Origin of the sequence: Micromonospora sp. RTGN7 (genome assembly GCF_033804645.1) — a bacterium.
Lineage (GTDB): Bacteria > Actinomycetota > Actinomycetes > Mycobacteriales > Micromonosporaceae > Micromonospora.
Window position 1 is genome coordinate 471,928 of sequence record NZ_JAPZLF010000001.1, and the last position, 20,972, is coordinate 492,899.

Annotated in this window: 18 protein-coding genes; 13 read left to right on the top strand and 5 right to left on the bottom strand. The window is 72.9% G+C overall.

Annotated elements, in window-relative coordinates; genetic code table 11:
• Positions 1–26 precede the first annotated feature (26 nt).
• The gene (locus SNR22_RS02000) at positions 27–992 is read right to left on the bottom strand and encodes a polysaccharide lyase family 1 protein (protein WP_320064587.1); all 966 of its coding nucleotides are present in this window, start codon (positions 990–992) and stop codon (positions 27–29) included.
• Between the two features lie 402 nt (positions 993–1,394).
• Entirely contained in the window at positions 1,395–2,603 is a 1,209-nt protein-coding gene (locus tag SNR22_RS02005; RefSeq protein ID WP_320064588.1) for a DUF349 domain-containing protein, read from the bottom strand.
• 151 nt (positions 2,604–2,754) lie between these two features.
• On the opposite strand from SNR22_RS02005, the gene SNR22_RS02010 reads away from it, so the two are divergent.
• Genes SNR22_RS02010 through dapF form a run of 3 tightly spaced genes read left to right on the top strand, consistent with a single transcriptional unit; the run spans position 2,755 to position 5,310 of the window.
• Positions 2,755–3,522, top strand: coding sequence for a hypothetical protein (locus SNR22_RS02010; RefSeq protein WP_320064589.1), 768 nt, complete (start codon positions 2,755–2,757; stop codon positions 3,520–3,522).
• Positions 3,507–4,457, top strand: coding sequence for a tRNA (adenosine(37)-N6)-dimethylallyltransferase MiaA (gene miaA / locus SNR22_RS02015; protein WP_413775581.1), 951 nt, complete (start codon positions 3,507–3,509; stop codon positions 4,455–4,457). Before SNR22_RS02010 ends, miaA begins: the two co-directional genes overlap by 16 nt.
• Before the next feature lie 7 nt (positions 4,458–4,464).
• Positions 4,465–5,310 (top strand): diaminopimelate epimerase, encoded by an 846-nt coding sequence (gene dapF, locus SNR22_RS02020; RefSeq protein WP_320064591.1) that lies wholly within the window; start codon positions 4,465–4,467, stop codon positions 5,308–5,310.
• 70 nt (positions 5,311–5,380) lie between these two features.
• Here the strand turns inward: dapF and SNR22_RS02025 are convergent, their stop codons facing one another.
• Complete coding sequence (locus SNR22_RS02025; RefSeq protein WP_320064593.1) at positions 5,381–6,847, bottom strand: NAD-dependent malic enzyme; 1,467 nt, start codon at positions 6,845–6,847, stop codon at positions 5,381–5,383.
• Between the two features lie 205 nt (positions 6,848–7,052).
• On the opposite strand from SNR22_RS02025, the gene hflX reads away from it, so the two are divergent.
• A complete protein-coding gene (gene hflX / locus SNR22_RS02030) occupies positions 7,053–8,504 on the top strand; it encodes a GTPase HflX (protein ID WP_320064595.1) in 1,452 nt (483 codons plus the stop codon).
• A 194-nt stretch (positions 8,505–8,698) separates the two neighbouring features.
• Entirely contained in the window at positions 8,699–10,351 is a 1,653-nt protein-coding gene (locus SNR22_RS02035; RefSeq protein WP_320064597.1) for a hypothetical protein, read from the top strand.
• 70 nt (positions 10,352–10,421) lie between these two features.
• On the opposite strand, the gene lexA is transcribed toward SNR22_RS02035, so the two are convergent.
• A complete protein-coding gene (lexA, locus tag SNR22_RS02040; RefSeq protein ID WP_320064598.1) occupies positions 10,422–11,207 on the bottom strand; it encodes a transcriptional repressor LexA in 786 nt (261 codons plus the stop codon).
• A gap of 564 nt (positions 11,208–11,771) precedes the next feature.
• On the opposite strand from lexA, the gene nrdR reads away from it, so the two are divergent.
• The 7 genes from nrdR to SNR22_RS02075 all read left to right on the top strand — a co-directional run bounded on the left by nrdR (position 11,772) and on the right by SNR22_RS02075 (position 19,202).
• Positions 11,772–12,287: a transcriptional regulator NrdR gene (nrdR, locus tag SNR22_RS02045; protein WP_320064600.1), complete on the top strand. Its 516-nt coding sequence runs from the start codon at positions 11,772–11,774 to the stop codon at positions 12,285–12,287.
• 64 nt (positions 12,288–12,351) lie between these two features.
• Positions 12,352–15,255: a vitamin B12-dependent ribonucleotide reductase gene (locus SNR22_RS02050; protein WP_320064602.1), complete on the top strand. Its 2,904-nt coding sequence runs from the start codon at positions 12,352–12,354 to the stop codon at positions 15,253–15,255.
• A 183-nt stretch (positions 15,256–15,438) separates the two neighbouring features.
• Entirely contained in the window at positions 15,439–16,389 is a 951-nt protein-coding gene (locus SNR22_RS02055; protein ID WP_320064603.1) for a DUF2332 domain-containing protein, read from the top strand.
• 244 nt (positions 16,390–16,633) lie between these two features.
• The gene (locus tag SNR22_RS02060; RefSeq protein WP_320064604.1) at positions 16,634–17,128 is read left to right on the top strand and encodes a DinB family protein; all 495 of its coding nucleotides are present in this window, start codon (positions 16,634–16,636) and stop codon (positions 17,126–17,128) included.
• Between the two features lie 52 nt (positions 17,129–17,180).
• Positions 17,181–17,837, top strand: a complete 657-nt coding sequence (locus tag SNR22_RS02065; protein WP_320064605.1) for a class I SAM-dependent DNA methyltransferase — start codon at positions 17,181–17,183, stop codon at positions 17,835–17,837.
• A complete protein-coding gene (locus SNR22_RS02070; protein ID WP_320064607.1) occupies positions 17,834–18,817 on the top strand; it encodes an asparaginase in 984 nt (327 codons plus the stop codon). Before SNR22_RS02065 ends, SNR22_RS02070 begins: the two co-directional genes overlap by 4 nt.
• Before the next feature lie 142 nt (positions 18,818–18,959).
• Positions 18,960–19,202: a DUF5522 domain-containing protein gene (locus tag SNR22_RS02075; protein ID WP_320064608.1), complete on the top strand. Its 243-nt coding sequence runs from the start codon at positions 18,960–18,962 to the stop codon at positions 19,200–19,202.
• Between the two features lie 63 nt (positions 19,203–19,265).
• Here the strand turns inward: SNR22_RS02075 and SNR22_RS02080 are convergent, their stop codons facing one another.
• Positions 19,266–19,949 (bottom strand): metal-dependent transcriptional regulator, encoded by a 684-nt coding sequence (locus tag SNR22_RS02080; RefSeq protein ID WP_320064610.1) that lies wholly within the window; start codon positions 19,947–19,949, stop codon positions 19,266–19,268.
• A 173-nt stretch (positions 19,950–20,122) separates the two neighbouring features.
• On the opposite strand from SNR22_RS02080, the gene SNR22_RS02085 reads away from it, so the two are divergent.
• Positions 20,123–20,971 (top strand): sulfurtransferase, encoded by an 849-nt coding sequence (locus SNR22_RS02085; RefSeq protein ID WP_320064612.1) that lies wholly within the window; start codon positions 20,123–20,125, stop codon positions 20,969–20,971.
• The last annotated feature ends 1 nt before the right edge of the window (position 20,972 follow it).

Consider the following 20,972-nt stretch of genomic DNA (forward strand, 5'->3'; position numbering starts at 1 on the left):
GCGGGCCCCGACCAGCTTGGCGACGGTCAGACCGTGATCCGGCCGGCGCCCGCCCCGCCCGTCACGATCGACTTGACGCTGCTGGCGCTGTCGAGGGTGTACGAGTACGGGATGCTCTTCACGCTGCCGCCGGTCTGGCCGCCACCGGAGCCGACGAGGTGGTTGTTCCGGGCGACCAGGGTGCCGGGCCCGGAGTCGCCCTCACCCAGGTGGTACGGGTCCTTGACGCCGTCGAAGTAGTTGCCCTCGACGAGCACGCCGGCACCCTCGGTGGAGGCCACGCCGTAGCCGCTGTTCTTGTAGTAGTAGTTGTTGTAGACGTGCACCGGGTTGCCGAAGCGGACCCGGGGGTGGCGCTGGGTGCTCGCGTCGAACCAGTTGTGGTGGTAGGTCACCCGCAGGTGCCCGGTGTCCTGGCTGGCGTTGTCGTCGCTGTGGCCGAGCAGCATCGACTTGTCGTGGCTGTACACCCGGTTCCACGACACGGTGATGAAGTCCGAGCCCCGCTTGATGTCGACGGCACCGTCGTAGCCGTTGGTGAAGGTGTTGTGGTCGATCCAGAGGTTGGTGGCGGACTCCTGCACGTTGATCGCGTCGTCGTTCCAGTTCTTGAAGGTGATGTTCCGGATGATGACGTTGCGGTCGCCGTTGATGTTGAGTCCGCAGCCGGAGATGGTCGCGCCCGGGTTGCCGAGGATGGTCTTGTTCGACCTGACCCGCAGCATGCCGGAGCAGGTGATGGTGCCGGAGACCCGGATGACCGCCGCGCTGCTGGAGCCGACCGCGCTGGTCAGCGCGGAGGCGCTGGTGACCGTGGTGGTCGGGGCGCTGCCGCCGCCGGTGGTGCCGCCGTTCTGGGTGGCCCAGCCGACCAGGTCGGTCGGCCCGGCCGACGCGGGCCCGGTGGCGGCGGTGAGGGCCCCGGCGACGAGCACGGAGGCGGTCGCCGCCGCGGCGAGCAGGGTCGTACGACGTCGTGATGCGATGCGCATGGTGCTTCCCTTCGGTGGTTGCGGGGTTCGCGGACCGTCGGCCGAGCGCCTGGCGCCGTGCCCGGCGGCGCCGGGAGTCGGCCGGGGACGGTGGCCCGTGTCCCTGCCGGTGTGGACTGTGTTGAAGCGAGAAGCGGCTCCCGAACGGCGTTACCGACGGAGTCAGGTAAGCGCTTTCCTGATAAAAACACAGACCGCCATCGATGTAAAGCCCTGCCCCCACCCGCACCCACCCCCGCACACCAGGCCCCCAGGCCCCCAGGCCCGGTGATCATGAAGTTGGCGTGGGTGCGTCCGGCGTGTCGCGACACTAACTCCATGATCACCGAAGCGGAGGCGGAGGTGGGTACGACGGGAGCCCCCGGTCCCGTGCGGGACCGGGGGCTCCCGGAACGGCTCAGCTCAGCCGGCTCGCTCGGCCAACTGGAGGAACTGGCGCTTCGAGGCGAGCGCCTGCTCGGCGTCCTTGATCCGCCGGGCGTCCCCGGCGGCCCGGGCCCGGGCCAGCCGCTCCTCGGCCTCGGCCACCTGCGACCGCATCTGGGCCAGCAGCGGGTTGTCCTCCTTGGTGGTCCGCCGCCACGCGGAGTCCATCACCTCGCGGACCTTGTCGTCGATTCCCCGCAGCCGCCGCTCCAACCCGGCCGCGGCCTCCCGCGGCACCCGGCCGGCCTCGTGCCACTGCGCCTGGATCTCCCGGAGCTTGGCCTGGGCGCCCTTCGGGTCGGCGTTGACGTCGAGCGCCTCCGCCTCGGCGAGCAGCGCCTGCTTGCGCTCCAGGCTGGCCCGCTGCTCGTTGTCCCGGGCCGAGAAGACCTCGCTGCGCCGGGTGAAGAAGGCGTCCTGGGCTGCGCGGAACCGTTCCCAGAGCTTCTGCTCGGCCTCCTTCGAGGCGCGCGGGGCGGACTTCCACTGGGTCATCAGGTCCCTGAGCTGGTTGGCGGTGTCCGCCCACTCGCCGGAGTCCTTCAGCTTCTCCGCCTCGGCGACCAGATCCTCCTTGACCTGCTGGGCCTGCTTGCGCTGCGAGTCCAGCGAGGCGAAGTGGGCGCCCCGGCGGCGGGTGAAGCCGTCCCGCGCGGCGGCGAAGCGCTTCCACAGCTCACCGTCGGCCTTCTTGTCGACCCCGCGAATGGCCTTCCACTCGTCGAGGATCTCCTTGAGCCGGTCCCCGGCGGTCTTCCAGCCGGTCGACTCGGCGGCCAACTGCTCCGCCTCCTCCACCAGGGCGGTCTTGCGGGCCAGGGCCTCGACCCGGGCCGCTTCCTTGGCGGCGCGGGCCTCCCCGGCCTTCTCCTCGGCCACCACGGCAAGCTTGTCCAGCCGTGCCGACAGTGTGTCGATGTCGCCGACCACATGCGCCTCGGCCAGGGAGGCGCGGATCCGGCGAACCGTCGTCAACGAGTGGCCGGCGTCCGCCGCGCCGGACTTGAGCCGTGCCTCGGTCAGGTCCACCTCCGTGACCAGGTCTGCGAAGCGGCGTGCGAAGTGGGCCAGCCCCTCCTCCGGTGCGCCCGCCTGCCAGGATCCGACCACCCGCTCGCCCTCGGCGGTCTTGACGTACACGGTGCCGTCCGCATCCACCCGTCCGAAGGCCGTCCAGTCGCTCATGTGCCCATCCTCGATCTCCCGGCGTCGACGGGACGAACCCGCGACCGCCGCCACGGCGCAGCCAAGTTACTCACGGCATTGTCACAGGTCCGACCCCGTCCGCGTCGACCGCCTGTCGTCGACCGTGACCATACGGTGTCCTAGGCCCCGGATGACCGGATCGGCGCGGGGACGTATCGGCGGGTCCGGCTACGGTGAACGGGTGCCTCTGGTCGCCGCCGCAGTCTGCCCCCACCCGCCCCTGCTCGTGCCGGAAGTGGCCGGTGCCGCCGCCCGGGAGCTGGACGACCTCCGTGCCGCCTGCGACGCGGCGCTGGCCCGGCTGCTCGCCGCCGGGCCGGAGCTGATCCTGCTGGTGGGAGGGGGGCCGGAGACCGTCTCCTTCCGGTCCGCCGACCACGGCTCGCTGCGGGCGTACGGGGTGGACCGGGATGTGCGGCTGTGGAAGGTCAACTGCGCCGGAAGCGAGCGCCTCCCGCTGAGCCTGACGATCGGCGCCTGGCTCGTCGGCCGCTCCGGCACCGATCTGCCCCGGTTCGCGCACGCGGTGGCCGCCGACGCCTCCCCGGCGCAGTGCGCCCGGCTCGGCGCCGAACTGGTCGAGGCCGCCGAGCACCGGGTGGCGCTGCTGGTGTTGGGGGACGGGTCGGCGTGCCGGGGCCGGCAGGCGCCCGGATACGACGACCCACGCGCGCCGGCGTACGACGAGGGGGTGGCCCGGGCCCTGGCCGACGCGGACGCCGAGGCCCTGCTCGGCCTGGACCCGACGCTCTCGGCGGAGCTGAGGGTCGCCGGACGCGCGCCCTGGCAGGTGCTGGCCGGCGCGGCCGCCGCCGGCGGCACCTGGCGCGGGGAGCTGGGCCACCACGAGGCGCCCTACGGCGTCGCCTACCTCGTGGCGAACTGGGAGCTGGCGTGAACGTGCCGGACGCGGGCGCCGCCGGGCGCGGCACGGTCGTGGCGGTCGTCGGGCCGACCGCCGCCGGAAAGTCGGCGCTGAGCCTCGCCCTCGCCCAGGCACTCGGCGGCGAGGTGGTCAACGCCGACTCGATGCAGCTCTACCGGGGCCTGGACATCGGCACCGCGAAGCTCACCCCGGCCGAGCGGAACGACGTACCACACCACCTGCTCGACATCTGGGAGGTCACCGAGCCGGCCAGTGTCGCCGAGTACCAGCGGCTGGCCCGCGCGGCGGTCGACGACATCCTGGCCCGGGGGCGGGTGCCGCTGTTGGTCGGCGGCTCCGGGCTGTACGTGCGGGCGGTGCTGGAGCGGTTCGAGTTCCCCGGCACCGACCCGGCGGTGCGCGGGCGGCTGGAGGCGGAGCTGGCCGAGACCGGCCCGGCCCCCCTGTACGCGCGGCTGCGCGCCGCGGACCCGGTCGCCGCCGACGGCATCCTGCCCGGCAACGGCCGGCGGATCGTCCGCGCCCTGGAGGTGATCGAGCTGACCGGGGCACCGTTCACCGCGTCCCTGCCCGAACCCACCCCGTACTACCCGTCGGTGCAGCTCGGCGTCGACCTGGACACCGCCGCGCTGGACGAGCGGATCGCGCTGCGGGTGGACCGGATGTGGGCCGACGGCCTGGTCGCCGAGACCCGGGAGCTGGTCGGGCGCGGCCTGCCCGAGGGGCGCACGGCCAGCCGGGCGCTCGGCTACCAGCAGGTGCTGCGCCTTGTCGCCGGCGAGTTGACCGAGGCCGAGGCGCGCGACGAGACGGTTCGGGCCACCCGGCGCTTCGTCCGCCGGCAGCGCTCCTGGTTCCGGCGCGACCCGCGGATCCACTGGCTGGATGCGGCCGCCCCGGACCTGATCGCCGACGCCCTGCGACTCGTCCCCGCCGCTGCGCGATGATGGGGGCGTGGAGTTCACCAAGGGGCACGGCACCGGCAACGACTTCGTCATCCTTCCCGACCCGGACGGCGCGCTCGAGCTGACACCGGAGCTGGTCGCCGCGCTCTGCGACCGACGGCGGGGTCTCGGTGCGGACGGCGTCCTGCGGGTGGTGCGGGCCGCCAAGCACCCGGAGGGCGCCGGGCAGGCCGGTGACGCCGAATGGTTCATGGACTACTGGAACTCCGACGGGTCGTTCGCCGAGATGTGCGGCAACGGCGCCCGGGTCTTCGTCCGCTACCTGGTGGAGACCGGGCTGGCCACGCCGACCGGCGGGGCGCTGCCGGTGGCCACCCGCTCCGGCCTCGTGCGGGCCCGGGTCTCCGGCGACGTCATCGATGTCGAGATGCGCCGCCCCCGGCTGTACGGGATGGCGACCGCCACCCTGGGCGGGCTGACCCTTCCCGGCGTGGCGGTGGACGTCGGCAACCCGCACCTGGTCTGCGCGCTCCCCGGCGGCCTGAACCTGAGCGGCCTGGACCTGACCCGGGCGCCGGAGTTCGACTCCGCGATCTTCCCGGCCGGCGCGAACGTCGAGTTCACCGCGCCGGGTGCGCCGGTGGACGGGACCGACGGGCACGTGCTGATGCGGGTCTACGAGCGTGGGTCGGCGGAGACCCTCTCCTGCGGCACCGGCGCCTGCGCGGTCGCCGCAGTGGTCCTGCGCGACGCCGGCCGGGATACCGGCACGGTGACCGTGGACGTCCCCGGCGGCCGCCTCACGGTGACCGTCACCGAGGACTCCTGCTGGCTGGCCGGCCCCGCCGTCCTGATCGCCGCCGGCATCCTCGACCCGGCTGCGCTCACCCGCTGACCCTGCCGGGCACGTCGATCCCGACACAGCCTCCTGATCGCCGGGGCGGCGGGGTCAGGGGGTGGCGGGGTCAGGGGTTGGCGCTGGCGGCGGCGGCGATCTCCGGCAGGTCGGCCGGGCCCGGGTCGGCGGCGGGGGGTGGGGCCGGGGACTGGGCGGCGGCGCGGACGGCGGCGGCGACCGCCGGGGCGACCCGGGAGTCGAAGACGCTGGGCACGATGACCGTCGGGTTGATTTTCTCCTCGCCGACCACGTCCGCGATCGCCCGGGCGGCGGCGAGCGCCATCTCCTCGGTGAACTCCTCGGCGTGCGCGTCGAGCATGCCCCGGAACACGCCGGGGAAGGCGAGCACGTTGTTGATCTGGTTCGGTTGGTCCGAGCGGCCGGTGGCGACGACGGCCGCGTACTTGCGGGCCTCCCGGGGGTCGACCTCCGGGTCGGGGTTGGCCAGCGCGAAGACGATCGAGTCCGGCGCCATGGCCGCGATGTCGTCGCCGGTGAGCAGGTTCGGCGCGCTCACCCCGATGAAGACGTCCGCGCCGCGCACCGCCCCGGCCAGGTCGCCGGAGTAGTTCTGCTTGTTGGTGTTCTCCGCCAGCCACTGCCAGGCCGGGTTGAGCCCGGTCAGGCCGCGGTGCAGGGCGCCCTGCCGGTCGCACGCGACGATGTCGCCGACGCCCTGGCGCAGCAGCAGCTTCATGATCGCGGTACCGGCCGCGCCGGCCCCGGAGACGACCACCCGGACGTCCGCGAGCTGTTTGCCCACCACCCGCAGCGCGTTGGTCAGCGCGGCCAGCACGCAGATCGCGGTGCCGTGCTGGTCGTCGTGGAAGACCGGGATGTCGAGCAGCTCGCGCAGCCGGGCCTCGATCTCGAAGCAGCGCGGCGCGGCGATGTCCTCCAGGTTGATCCCGCCGTACGCGGGCGCGATCGCCTTGACGATCGCCACGATCTCATCGGTGTCCTGGGTGTCCAGCACCACCGGCCAGGCGTCCACCCCACCGAAGCGCTTGAACAGCGCAGCCTTGCCCTCCATCACCGGCAGCGCCGCGGCCGGCCCCAGGTTGCCCAGGCCGAGCACGGCCGAGCCGTCGCTTACCACCGCGACCGTGTTGCGCTTGATGGTCAGCCGCCGGGCGTCGGCCGGGTTCTCGGCGATCGCCATGCAGACCCGGGCCACCCCCGGGGTGTACGCGCGGGACAGCTCGTCGCGGTTGCGCAACGCCACCTTCGAGGTGACCTCGATCTTGCCGCCGAGGTGCAGCAGGAAGGTGCGGTCGGAGACCTTGCGGACGTCCACCCCGTCCAGCGCGGTGAGCGCGTCGACCACCTGGTCGGCGTGGCCGGAGTCGGCGGTGTCGCAGGTCAGGTCGACCAGCACGCTGGTGGGGTCGGAGTCGACCACGTCCAGCGCGGTGACGATCGCCCCGGCCTCGCCGACGGAGGTGGTGAGCCGGCCGATCGAGGAGGCGTCCGCGGGCACGGCGATCCGGATGGTGATCGAGAACCCGGCACTCGGAAGTCGGGTGATGGCCACGGGATATTGCCTCCGTCAACGCTGGCGGTCGGTTGTCGCCCCGCATTTCTACTCGCCTCCCCGGGTGGCGTCGCATTCGCCCCCACTTTTGGTGGTCCGCGCTACGGGCATATAGCGGGTGCGTCCGGCGTTGTCACATGTCAGGATTGTTCGTACGCGACAGAAAGTCGTCGCTTTGCGAACATTACGGACAGGGAGGCGCAGCTTGCGCGACCAGGAGACCTTCGTACCTATCTCAGACGACGAGCACGACGCCACCACCGGCGAGTTCGAGCTGTCGGAGCGACAGGCGCTGCGGCGGGTTCCTGGCCTCTCTACCGAGCTCACCGACGTCACCGAGGTCGAGTATCGCCAGCTCCGGCTGGAGCGGGTCGTCCTGGTCGGGGTCTGGACCGAAGGCAGCCAGACCGACGCCGAGAACTCCCTCACCGAGCTGGCGGCGCTGGCCGAGACGGCCGGCTCGGAGGTGCTCGAGGGGCTGATCCAGCGGCGCAACCGTCCCGACCCGGCCACCTACATCGGCCGGGGCAAGGTCGACGACCTCGGGTCGATGGTGCTCTCCACCGGCGCCGACACGGTGATCTGCGACGGTGAGCTCTCCCCGTCGCAACTGCGCAACCTGGAGCAACGCACCAAGGTCAAGGTGGTCGACCGCACCGCGCTGATCCTCGACATCTTCGCCCAGCATGCCAAGAGCAAGGAGGGTAAGGCGCAGGTCGAGCTGGCCCAGCTCGAATATCTGCTGCCCCGGCTGCGTGGTTGGGGCGAGACGCTGTCCCGGCAGACCGGTGGCTCCGGTCGCGGCGGTGGCGCGGGTGGCGGCGTGGGCCTGCGTGGCCCCGGTGAGACCAAGCTGGAGACCGACCGGCGGCGCATCCGCATCCGCATCTCCCGGCTGCGCCGGGAAATCAAGGGCATGAAGACGGTACGCCAGACCAAGCGCGCCCGCCGCGCCCGCAACGCCGTACCGGCCGTGGCGATCGCCGGCTACACCAACGCTGGCAAGTCGAGCCTGCTCAACCGGCTCACCGGGGCCGGGGTGCTGGTGGAGAACGCGCTCTTCGCCACCCTGGACCCGACCACCCGCAAGGCCACCGCCCCCGACGGTCGGATCTACACCCTCTCCGACACCGTCGGTTTCGTCCGGCACCTGCCGCACCAGATCGTCGAGGCGTTCCGCTCGACCCTGGAGGAGGTCGCCGAGTCCGACCTGGTGGTGCACGTCGTCGACGGCGCCCACCCGGACCCGGAGGGGCAGGTCCGGGCGGTCCGCGAGGTGCTCGCAGAGGTGGGCGCCGACCGGCTGTCCGAGCTGTTGGTGGTCAACAAGAGCGACGCGGCGGACGAGGAGACCCTGCTGCGGCTCAAGCGGCTCTGGCCCGACGCCGTCTTCGCGTCGGCCCGTTCGGGGCGGGGCATCGACGAGGTGCGGGCGGCCATCGAGGAGCGGCTGCCCAGCCCGGCGCTGGAGGTCCGCGCGGTGCTCCCGTACGACCGGGGTGACCTGGTGGCCCGGGCACACCGGCAGGGCGAGGTGCTCAGCACCGCCCACCTGCCGGAGGGCACGCTGCTGCATGTGCGGGTCGGTGAGGCGCTCGCCGCCGAGCTCGGCCCGTACGCCGCGGCCGAGGCGCCCGCCGCCGCCCACGCCCACTGAGCGACACCCCTGGGCCGACACCCCTGGGCCGACACCCCGAGGTGTCGGCCCAGGGATTGCGGCGTCCACCAGCGGGGCGACGTCCCGCTCGCCGTGCCGGCCCCGGCACCCGCGGTCGGTGAGTGACGATTCAACGTCGGCGTCCCGTCCCCTAGGTGCCCCTGGTATCCATCCGGGCATGCAACACTGACCAGATGCGCCGCGCTGTTTCCTCGGTCACGGTTGCCCTCGGACTGCTCGGGGTGACCGTGGCGCTCTCCGGAGCCGCCCTCGCCGCACCCGCTCCCGGGGCTGCCGCACCCCAGTCGACCCCCGGCAAGAAGCGCTGCACGGTGGCCGACGAGCGGCTGCGCGAGATCTCCGGTCTGGTGGCCACGAAGAGCAACTACATCGTGATTAACGACGGCACCGAGGTGGAGAGCCGCAAGCGAGTCTTCTTCCTCGACACCAAGTGCGAGGTGACGAAGGAACCCGTCCGTTACTCGGGCAGCGGGCCGTTCGACACCGAGGATCTGGCGCTTTCGCCGGACGGCAAGACCCTGTGGATCGCCGACACTGGCGACAACGTCACCAGCCGGGAGCGTCGCGAGCGGGTGGCGCTGTGGAGCATGCCGATCGCCGGCACCAAGCGGCCGGTGCTGCACCGCCTCTCCTACCCCGAGGGTAAGCCGCACGACGCCGAGGCGCTGCTGATCGGCAACGACGGCAAGCCGTTGATCATCACCAAGGTGGCCTCGGGGAAGGCGGAGATCTTCCGCCCGGTGGGGGCCCTCAAGAGCGGCGACACCAGCCCGGTGCCGATGGAGAAGGTCGGCGAGATCGGGCTGCCCAAGACTGATACCGAGACCCGATTGGGCGTCCTCGGCCGGACCGCGATCACCGGGGCCGCCCGGTCGCCCGACGGTGCCCGGGTGGTGCTGCGCACGTACGCCGACGCCTTCGAGTTCGACGTGCCGAACGGTGACGTGCTGGCCGCGCTGACTGCCGGCACGCCCCGGGTTACTCCGCTGGCAGACCCGTTCGGCGAGGCGATTGCCTACACCCCGGACGGGAAGTCCTTCCTCACGGTCTCCGATGGCGGGTACATGGAGGAGGGCGAGCCGATCGAGATCCTGAGCTACACGCCCTCGACGGAGGGTGCGAAGCCACTCGCCGGTGGGGGCGACGCACCGAAGAAGGCGGCCGGGCAGTCCTGGATGGAGGGGCTGAGCCTCGACGAGATCACGTACCTGATCGCGGCGGTCGGCGTGCTCGGCGCGTTGATGGTCGGTGCGGGCATCTTCGGCATCGTGCGGGCGCGGAAGCGCCCCGGGCCGGTCGGCGCACCGAGGGGCGGGCCGGACGCGCCGGAGCGGGACGAGTTCCCGTCGTACGGCGAGCCCGGTCGTGGCCGCCCCACCGACGGCCCGTCCGGCGGGGACCGTCCGCGCGGTGGCGTCTACGGCGGCGAACCGGCAGCCGCCCCGGCTCGGGCGTCCTCCGGCGGGGTGTACGGCGGTGGCCGACCGCCCGCCGGCGGTGCTGGCCGTCCCCCCGGTGGCGACGGCGGCGGTGGCCGTCCCCAGAGCGGCGGAGTGTACGGCGGCGGTGGCCGTCCCGCCGGTGGCGGAGTGTACGGCGGCCAGCCCGCCGGCGGCCCGCCCCCGGGCGGGGGTCAGCCGGGCCGCGATGACCAGCCGGGGCGCGGCGGGGGCTACGGCGGCGGACGGGCCGAGCCGCCCCGAAGGGGGCAGGCCCCCCGTCACCCGCGCGCGGGCCGGCGTGGCGACGGCGGGCCCGACCAGGGACAGGGCGGTCACGGCCAGCCGCCCGGCGGCGGTCGAGAGTACCGGGGCGACCGCTACTGAGTAGGGCGCCGCTCACCCCGGGCCGGTCGCGGCACCGGGGCGGGCGGACTGCTGGGCGACCCGCGGAGGATCAGATCCGACGCAGAACGGCGACGACCCGGCCCATGATGGTGGCGTCGTCGCCCGGGATCGGGTCGAAGGCCGGGTTCTGCGGCATCAGCCAGACGTGCCCGTCCCGGTGCCGGTAGGTCTTCACGGTCGCCTCGCCGTCGAGCATCGCCGCGACGATCTCGCCGGAGTCGGCGGTCGGCTGCTGCCGGACCACCACCCAGTCCCCGTCGCAGATCGCGGCGTCGAGCATCGAGTCGCCCTTGACCTGGAGCATGAAGACCTCGCCCTCGCCCACCAACTCGCGGGGGAGGGGGAAGATGTCCTCCACCGCCTGCTCGGCGAGGATCGGCCCACCGGCGGCGATCCGGCCCAGCATCGGCACGTATGCCGGGGTGGGCCGCTGCGAGCGGGAGGCCTCGTCGTCGATCATGTCGCTGGGGGCCCGGACGTCCACCGCGCGCGGCCGGTTCGGGTCGCGGCGCAGGAAGCCCTTCTTCTCCAGCTCCTTGAGCTGGTAGGCGACGCTGGACGGGGAGACCAGGCCGACGGCCTCGCCGATCTCCCGCACGCTCGGCGGGTAGCCGTGTCGCTCGACCCAGGTGCGGATGAACTCCAGGATGCGGCGCTGGCGGGCGGTGAGGTCGATGGTGGCCGGGTCGGGGAAGCTGCTGACCACCGGGGTGACCGGGCGCACGGCCGGCTGGCCGGCCCGGCTGCGGGCGGCGCGGGGGCGCCGAGTGGCTGGCGGACCCGCCTCGGCGATCTGCTGCGGGTTCTTCGGCCGGCTGGCCCGGTCCTCGGTCACGTCCGTCCTCCCTGGTCGGCGCTGGGGTGCCTCGGCGGCTCGTGGTGCGTGCGGGGGTGTCGCGGCCGGGTCCGGCGGAAACCGCCGCGCCCCGGTTGTTCTTGACCGTATAGGTGAGATCGGTCATTTTCAAACATCTGTTCGACCTTTGCCGGCGTGGCGGGGCGGGAAAGCGGGAAGTCCGGTCGCCGGTTCTGGTAAATGGTACCCGGCTATCGAACATCAGTTCGATTTCCGCCGTCCCGCTTCCGTCTCGGCTTCCTCCCGTGACCGGGGGAAGCGATGCCGCGTTGGGCTTTCGGTGGCCCCGGAAACGGGGGTGCGGGACGTGATCCTGGCGACTCGCCGCCAGACGCCGACCAACTTGACCTCGGTTCGCCGGGCGCATACCGTCGACCCCTAGATGTAGTAGTCACATGGGCGTCAGTCGCCTACAGGTTGGGTTCAACTACCTACCGCACTTCCCGCAACCGCTCCCGGCGGCGGCCCCGGACGGGGTCGGCGTCGTGGTTTCGCGTGTCCGGGGGTGCGCGGTGTGCCCGCCGTTACGAAGGAGGTCAGGCGATGCGGTGCCCGTACTGCCGACACGCCGACTCCCGGGTCGTCGACTCGCGGGAGGCCGACGACGGCCAGTTGATCCGCCGGCGGCGTTCCTGCACCGAGTGCGGCAAGCGGTTCACCACCGTCGAGGAGGCGGTGCTCGCGGTGGTCAAGCGCAGCGGGGTGACCGAGCCGTTCAGCCGCATCAAGATCATCGGCGGGGTGCGCAAGGCGTGCCAGGGGCGGCCGGTCGACGAGGACTCGATCGCCCTGCTCGCCCAGAAGGTCGAGGAGACCATCCGGGCCAAGGGAGCCGCCGAGATCCCCAGTCACGACGTGGGCCTGGCGATCCTCGGCCCACTGCGGGACCTGGACGAGGTGGCGTACCTCCGCTTCGCCAGCGTCTACCGCTCGTTCGACTCGCTGGCCGACTTCGAGCGCGAGATCGAGACGTTGCGGGCCGCCGCCCGCGCCCGGGAGGGCGCCGAGGCGGACGGTGACGCCGGGGCGGCGGCGGGGGCCGCCGGCCGTACCAACTGATTTTTTCTGGTTTCTGACAGTACGACGCGCGGCGGGTGACCGCGCAGACGAGGGGGCGGATGAGATGGCGGGGGAAGGCGTGACAGTCAGCCGGGCGCGGACGAAGGCCGGGGCCGGTCTGAAGATCGAGCGGGTGTGGACGACCGATGGGGTCCACCCGTACGACGAGGTGGCGTGGGAGCGTCGTGACGTCGTGATGACGAACTGGCGGGACGGCTCGATCAACTTCGAGCAGCGCGGGGTGGAGTTCCCCGAGTCCTGGAGCGTCAACGCGGCCAACATCGTGACCACCAAGTACTTCCGGGGGGCGGTGGGCACCCCGGAGCGGGAGTGGTCGCTGCGGCAGCTCATCGACCGGGTGGTCAGCACCTACCGCGCGGCGGGCGAGGAGCACGGCTACTTCGCCACCGGCGCCGACGCCGAGGTGTTCGCCAACGAGTTGACCTGGATGCTGCTGCACCAGGTGTTCAGCTTCAACTCGCCGGTCTGGTTCAACGTGGGCACGCCATCGCCCCAGCAGGTCTCTGCGTGTTTCATCCTCTCGGTGGACGACTCGATGGACTCGATCCTCGACTGGTACAAGGAGGAGGGGCTGATCTTCAAGGGCGGCTCCGGCTCCGGGGTCAACCTCTCCCGGATCCGTTCCTCCCGGGAACTGCTCTCCTCCGGCGGCACCGCCTCCGGCCCGGTCAGCTTCATGCGCGGCGCGGACGCGAGCGCGGGGACCATAAAGTCCGGCGGCGCCACCCGGCGCGCGGCCAAGATGGTCATCCTCGACGTCGACCACCCCGACATCGAGGAGTTCGTGATCACCAAGGCGCGCGAGGAGGACAAGATCCGCGCGCTGCGGGACGCCGGCTTCGACATGGACCTCGGCGGCAACGACATCGTCAGCGTGCAGTACCAGAACGCCAACAACTCGGTCCGGGTCTCCGACGAGTTCATGACGGCGGTGGAGAACGGCGGCGGCTTCGACCTGCGCGGCCGGCTCGACGGGCAGACCATCGAGACCGTCGATGCCAAGAAGCTGTTCCGCACCATCTCCCAGGCGGCCTGGGAGTGCGCCGACCCCGGCCTGCAGTACGACGACACCATCAACGACTGGCACACCTGCCCGGAGACCGGCCGGATCACCGCGTCGAATCCGTGCTCGGAGTACTTGCACCTGGACAACTCCTCGTGCAACCTGGCCTCGCTGAACCTGATGAAGTTCCTCCGCGCCGACGGTGGCTTCGAGGTGGAGAAGTTCGTCAGGTCCGTCGAGTTCGTCATCACCGCGATGGACATCTCGATCTGCTTCGCCGACTTCCCGACCGAGAAGATCGGCGAGACCACCCGCGCCTACCGGCAGCTCGGCATCGGGTACGCCAACCTCGGCGCGCTGCTGATGGCCTCCGGCCAGCCGTACGACTCGGAGCAGGGTCGCTCGGTCGCCGCCGCGATCACCTCGCTGATGACCGGCACCGCGTACCGCCGCTCCGCCGAGCTCGCCGGCATCGTCGGCGCGTACGACGGCTACGCCCGCAACGCCGACCCGCACAAGCGGGTCATGCGCAAGCACGCCGCCGCCAACGACGAGATCAAGCCCACCAGCACGGTGGCCACCGCGATCGTCCGCGAGGCGACCAAGCAGTGGACCCAGGGCAACAAGATCGGTGACAAGTTCGGCTGGCGCAACTCGCAGGCCGCAGTGTTGGCTCCGACCGGAACCATCGGCTTGATGATGGATTGCGACACTACGGGCGTTGAGCCCGATCTGGCACTGGTCAAGTTCAAGAAGCTGGTCGGCGGCGGCTCCATGCAGATCGTCAACCAGACCGTTCCGCGCGCCCTGCGCAGCCTCGGCTACCCCGAGGAGCAGGTCGAGGCGGTCGTCGAGCACATCGCCGACCACGGCCACGTGGTGGACGCCCCCGGCCTCAAGCCGGAGCACTACCCGGTCTTCGACTGCGCCATGGGCGAACGCACCATCGCCCCGATGGGGCACGTGCGGATGATGGCGGCCGTCCAGCCGTTCATCTCCGGGGCGATCTCCAAGACGGTCAACATGCCCGAGCAGGCCACCGTCGCCGACGTCGAGAAGATCTACTTCGAGGGCTGGAAGCTCGGCCTCAAGGCGCTGGCCATCTACCGGGACAACTGCAAGGTCGGCCAGCCGCTCTCCGTGGCCAAGCCGAACAAGACGGTCGCGTCCGTCGAGGCCCCGGCCGAGGTGGCGAAGGTCGTCGAGAAGGTCGTCGAGTACCGCCCGGTGCGCAAGCGGCTGCCGAAGAAGCGCCCGTCCCAGACGGTCAGCTTCTCCGTCGGCGGTGCCGAGGGGTACCTCACCGCCTCTTCGTACCCCGACGACGGCCTCGGCGAGGTCTTCCTCAAGATGTCGAAGCAGGGCTCGACCCTGGCCGGCGTGATGGACGCCTTCTCGGTGGCCATCTCCATCGGTCTTCAGTACGGCGTCCCGCTGGAGACGTACGTCAGCAAGTTCACCAACATGCGCTTCGAGCCGGCCGGTATGACCGACGACCCGGACGTGCGGATGGCCGCCTCGGTGATGGACTACATCTTCCGGCGGCTGGCCCTGGACTTCCTGCCGTACGAGGGCCGCGCCGAGCTGGGCATCTTCACCGCCAAGGAGCGCGCCGCGCAGTTGCGGGCCGAGGCGGAGGCGGAGAGCGCGTCGATCATCGGTGCGGAGCTGACCGCGATGGCCTCCTCCGCTCCTGTCGAGGCACCGGAGACCAGGGCCGTGCCGGAGCCGAAGACCGGCCCGGTCGCCCAGCCGGCGCAGGAGATGGCTGACGTGGCCGCCGCCAAGCCGGCCCCGGCGGTCGGCTCCAGCACGGAGCTGCTGGAGGCCGTGATCGGCAAGGCCGCCGACGCGCCGCTCTGCTTCACCTGCGGCACGAAGATGCGCCCGGCCGGCAGCTGCTACGTCTGCGAGGGCTGCGGCTCCACCAGCGGCTGCAGCTGAGCTGCGGCGGGGGGGGGGGCGGGGGGGGCCGCCCCCCGGGGGGGGGGCGGGGGGGGGGGGCGGCCGCCGGCCGCCGGCCCCCCCCCGCCCCCCCCCCCCCGGCGGGAAGGGAAGGGCACCTTCTTAACGCCTGCGGTAGAGAAGGGAACCCTTCTCACCCCGAGGTTCGACTACCCTGTTCCGATGACCGGGGAGAGCGCGACGACCGCGGTCGGCTACGCCGAGTTCGCCGTCCGTGAGGCGCGCGGCGTGTCGCCCGCGTACGAGCGCCTGGCCCTGGCGGTCGCCCGCGACGCCGCGCTGCTCGCGCTGCTCGGCACGCTCCCGCCGGCCGCGCGGCAGCCCAACCTGCTCTTCGGCGTCGTGCGGTTCCTCGGCGGTCCGGTCGAGGACCCGGCCGCGTTCCGTGACTTCGCTACCACGCGCTGGCCGACGGTCGAGGCGGAGCTGCGCACGCGAGCCACCCAGACCAACGAGCCCGGGCGGTGCGCCGTACTGCTGCCGGTGCTCGCCGCGCTGCCGCAGCCGCTTGCCCTGCTGGAGGTCGGCGCGTCCGCCGGCCTCTGCCTCTACCCCGACCGGTACGCCTACCGCTACGGCGAGGACCTGCTCGGCGCGGGCGAGCCGGTCCTCGACTGCACGCTCACCGGGACGGCGCCGCCCGACCGCCGACCCGAGGTGGTGTGGCGGGCCGGCCTGGACCTGAACCCGCTCGACGTCACCGACCCGGCCGACGTCGCCTGGCTGGACGCCCTCATCTGGCCCGAGCACGCTCACCGCCGCGCCCGGCTGCGGGCCGCCGCGTCCGTCGCGGCGGCCGATCCGCCGCTGCTGGTCCGCGGCGATCTGGTGGACGACCTGCCAGCCCTGGCCGCGCGGGCGCCGGCCGGGGCGACGCTGGTGGTGTTCCACACCGCCGTGCTCTATCTGGTGCCGCCGCCGCGCCGGGCCGCGTTCGCCGAGACGGTACGCGGCCTACCCGGGCACTGGATCGCGAACGAGGCCCCGAGCGTGCTGCGGCACGACGGATTGCCCGACCCGCCGGACGGCGCGCTCCACAACGTGCTCGCGTTGGACGGCGCTCCGCTGGCCTGGACCCGCCCCCACGGGCAGGAGCTTGCCTGGTTCGGGTGACGCCCCGTCCGGGCGTGGGGTCGCGAACGAGGCGCCTGGAGCGCCCGAGCTTGAGGAACCGGGTCAGGAGGTTGGTCATCAGGGCGTACGAGACCGGTCTGGTGACGCCGGGGTCGCGCTGAGCGCCCGCCCCGGTCGCCCGGGGCCCGGTGCGGTGCCGAGTTCTTCTACCCTCGTGCGGGCGGCGCGGGAGAGCACGACGGGTGCCGCCGCCGACGCGTACACATCGATTTGGAGGCCCCGGGTGTCCCACGATGAGGAGCGCGCGACGCTGCTCGCGGCGCTGACCGCTCAGCGTCACCACGTTCTCGGCGCCCTGGACGGGCTGCCCGAGGAGGCCCTGCGCCGACCGGTGCTGCCGTCCGGCTGGTCCTGTCTGGGGCTGGTCCGTCACCTCGCCCTCGACGTCGAGCGGTTCTGGTTCCGGGCCGTCGTCGCTGGCGAGCGCGTCGACCTGAAGTCCGGGGCCGACGCCTGGCAGGTCGACGCGGAGACGCCGGCCGGGGCGGTGTTCGACCTGTACCGGCGGGAGGCGGAGCTGGCCGACGCGGTGATTGCCGGCACCGGCCTGGACGCCGCCCCTGCCTGGTGGCCGGAGGGAATTTTCCCGGGTCTGCCGCCGCACGCACTACGCCGGACGGTCCTGCACGTGATCACCGAGACCGCCTGCCACGCCGGGCACCTCGACGCCGTCCGGGAGCTGATCGACGGCCGAAAATGGCTGGTGCTGACCGACTGACCCGCGCACCGGTGCCCCCAGGGCGTCCCGGCGGCGGCTAGGGTGACCGTTCATGGGGGAACCGGAGTGGCTGCGGGAGACCCGTGCCGCGTACGACACCGTGGCGGTCGACTACGCCCGACTGATCCACGGCGAGCTTGCGGGCAAGCCGCTGGAGCGGGCGGTGTTGGCCACCTTCGCCGAGCTGGTCGGCGGCTCCGGGTCGGTCGTCGAGGTCGGCTGCGGCACCGGCCGGATCACCGCGCACCTGCGTGACCTGGGGCTGGACGTGACGGGGCTCGACCTCTCCCGGGGGATGGTCGCGGTGGCCCAGGACAGCTGGCCGGGGCTGCGCTTCGCCGTCGGCTCGATGACGGACCTGCCGCTGCCCGACGGCTGCCTCGCCGGCCTGGTCGCCTGGTACTCGATCATCCACCTGCCGCCGGAGCGGCTCCCCGGGGTCTTCGCCGGGTTCCACCGGGTGCTCGCCCCGGGTGGTGAGCTGCTGCTCGCGTTCAAGGCCGGCGACGAGCGGATCCGCCTCGAGCAGGCGTACGGCCACACCGTCTCCTACGACGTGCACCGGCTGCCGCCGGACCGGGTCGCCGCGCTGCTCGCCGAGGCCGGGTTCGCCGTGCACGCCCGTCTGCTCCGTGAGCCCGAGGGGTACGAGCGCAGCCCGCAGGCGTACCTGCTGGCCCGCCGGCCCAGCGGGGAGGCCGGGCGGTGACCGTCGTCCTGTTCACCCTCGGTGGGACCATCGCGATGGCCGGGTCCGTCGGGGGTGGGGTGGTCGCCCGGCTCGCCGGGGCCGACCTGATCGCGGCCGTGCCCGGCCTCGCCGACCTCGGCCACCCCCTCGACGTACGCGACGCGCCGCCGGTGCCCAGCGCGAACCTCACGTACCGGCAGATCCTCGGCCTGGTGGACGCGGCGTCGGCGGCGGTGAACGGCGGGGCGGTCGGCGTGGTGGCGACCCAGGGCACGGACACGCTGGAGGAGACCGCGTACCTGGCCGACCTGGTCTGGCCGCACCCGGAGCCGCTGGTCTTCACCGGCGCGATGCGCAATCCCACCCTGGCCGGCGCGGACGGCCCGGCGAACCTTCTCGCGGCGGCCCGGGTTGCCACCGCGCCGGCCGCCCGCGGCCTGGGCGCGCTGGTCGCGTTCCACGATGAGGTGCACGCCGCCCGGTGGGTCCGTAAGACGCACAGCACCAGCACCGCCGCCTTCGTCTCGCCGAACGCCGGCCCGCTCGGGCACGTGGTGGAGGGTGAGGTGCGGGTGCTGACCCGGCCGCAGCGGCCGCCCCCGGTGACCGGGGTGGACCCCGACCGGCTCGACGCGGCGCGGGTGGCCCTGCACACGGTCACCCTCGACGAGGACGCCGACCAGCTCGCCGGCCTGTTCCCGGGCAGGGACGGGCTGGTCGTCGCCGGGTTCGGCGTCGGGCACGTCCCGTCCGCGCTCGCCCCGGTGCTCGGGGAGCTGGCGGAGCGGGTGCCGGTGGTGCTCACCTCGCGCACCGGGGCCGGGTCGGTGCTGCGCCGCACGTACGGGGCGGTGGGGTCGGAGGCCGACCTGCGGCGGCGCGGGCTCGTCAACGGCGGGCTGCTCGACCCATACAAGGCAAAGGTGCTGCTCCGGCTGCTACTCGGGGCGGGCGCGGACCGGGCGGAGATCGCCGCCGCGTTCGCCCGGCACGGCTGACGTGCCGCGCGCTTCCGCCGCGTAGGCGTACACGTCGGCGGTCGCGGTGTCGGCGGTGTCGGCGTCGGTGTCGGTGTCGGTTAGGAAGGGGCCCTTCCTATGCAAAATGCGTTAATAAGCTGCCCTTCCTTACACTGCGGCGGTGAGTGGAGAACGGCTGCCGTTGGCGCCCCGGCCGTTGACCGAGCCGCACCCGTCCCGGCTGTCGCCGGAGCACCCGCGCCGGGAGCTGATCCTGGCCGTCCACGCCGCCGCCCTGGCCGCGGGCGAGGCCGGCTACCCGGACCCGGACACCGGTCTGTTCGTGCTCACTGCCGGTTTCCTGGCCCGCCGGGGCACCTGCTGCGGGCGCGGCTGCCGACACTGCCCGTATGTGACCGACTGAGGAATTCCGTTGGCGGGGACAGACCCGCCCGGTGTCCGTCGGACACCGGGCGGGTCTGGAACGTCAGTGGGCGGCGACGAACACCCGGGACGCGATCTCGCGCGGCAGCCGGATCCGGTCGCCGGATCGGTCGATGAAGACGCCGTCGCGCTCCTGGGCCACGGTGACCGTGGCACCCGGGTCGACCCCGGCGGCGTGCAGTTGGCGCAGCACGCCCGCGTCGGTCTGCACGCTCTCGCAGATGCGTCGCACCACCACGGAGCCGGAGAGCCCGGGGAAGGCCAGGTTGCGCTCACCGTCGCTGCCGTCGGCCGGCTGGTCGGGGCTGCCCAGTTCCTCGAGCCCCGGGATCGGGTTGCCGTACGGGGAGCGGGTCGGGCGGTTGAGCAGGTCGTAGACCCGCTTCTCCACCGCGTCGCTCATCACGTGCTCCCACCGGCAGGCCTCCTCGTGGGCCTCCTCGTAGGGCATCCCGATGACGTTGACCAGCAACAGCTCGGCGAGCCGGTGCTTGCGCATCACCGACACGGCGGCGCTGCGCCCCAGCGTGGTGAGCGTCAGGTGCCGGTCGCCCTCGACGGTGAGCAGCCCGTCGCGTTCCATCCGGGCCACGGTCTGGCTGACCGTGGGGCCGCTCTGCCGCAGGCGCTCGGCGATGCGGGCACGCAGCGGCGGCACCCCCTCCTCCTCCAGTTCGAGGATGGTGCGCAGGTACATCTCAGTCGTGTCTACCAGATCGTGCTTCATCCGACTTGCCACCTTTCTCCGGTGGGAATCGAATGATCGTCGACCTCGCCATTCACGTCAGCGACCTCGCCATTCACGTCACCGACCTCCCGGAAGCCGATGGTACCCCGGCCCCCGGACATCGCCCGGCGAGCAACGCGAGGTGACCGTGCCGATGGTGTTGACTGGACGGCATGTCCGGTTACGAGGAACCGTTGGTCGAGGCCGATCGGCTCGCCGCCGAGTTCGAACGCGCCGATCCGCCCACCCTGCTCGACGTCCGCTGGCGGCTCACCGGCCTGCCCGGCCGCGACGACTACACCGCCGGCCACCTCCCCGGCGCGGTCTTCGTCGACCTGGACACCGCCCTGTGCGGTCCGCCCGGCGCCGCCGGCCGACACCCGCTGCCCGACCCCGCAGCCCTCCAAGCCGTGCTGCGGGCCGCCGGGGTCCGCGCCGGTCATCCCGTCGTCGTGTACGACGGCGGCGACAGCCCGGCCGCCGCCCGCGCCTGGTGGACGCTGCGCTGGGCAGGCCACCGGCCGGTTCGGCTGCTGCACGGCGGCTTCCCGGCCTGGGTGGCCGCCGGCCTGCCCGTCACCACCGAGGTGCCCACCCCGGTGCCCGGCGACGTGACGGTCCGGCCGGGGGAACTGCCGGTGCTCGACCCCGGCGCCGCTGCCGCGCTCGCCGCCGCCGGCCCCGGGGTGCTGCTCGATGTGCGGGCCTCGGCGCGCTACCGGGGCGAGGCCGAGCCGGTCGACCCCGTCGCCGGGCACGTGCCGGGCGCGGTGAACGTGCCCGCCGGGGAGTACGTCGGCCCGGACGGGCGCTTCCCGGCCCCGGCCGCGCTGCGGGCCCGGTTCGCCGCCGCCGGGGCCGACGACGACGCGCCGGTCGGGGCGTACTGCGGCTCCGGGGTGACCGCCGCGCAGGCCGTGCTCGCCCTGCATTTGGCCGGCCGGCCGGACGCCGCGCTCTACGTCGGGTCGTGGAGCAACTGGGTCGCCGACCCGTCCCGGCCCGTCTCCACCGGCGGCTGAC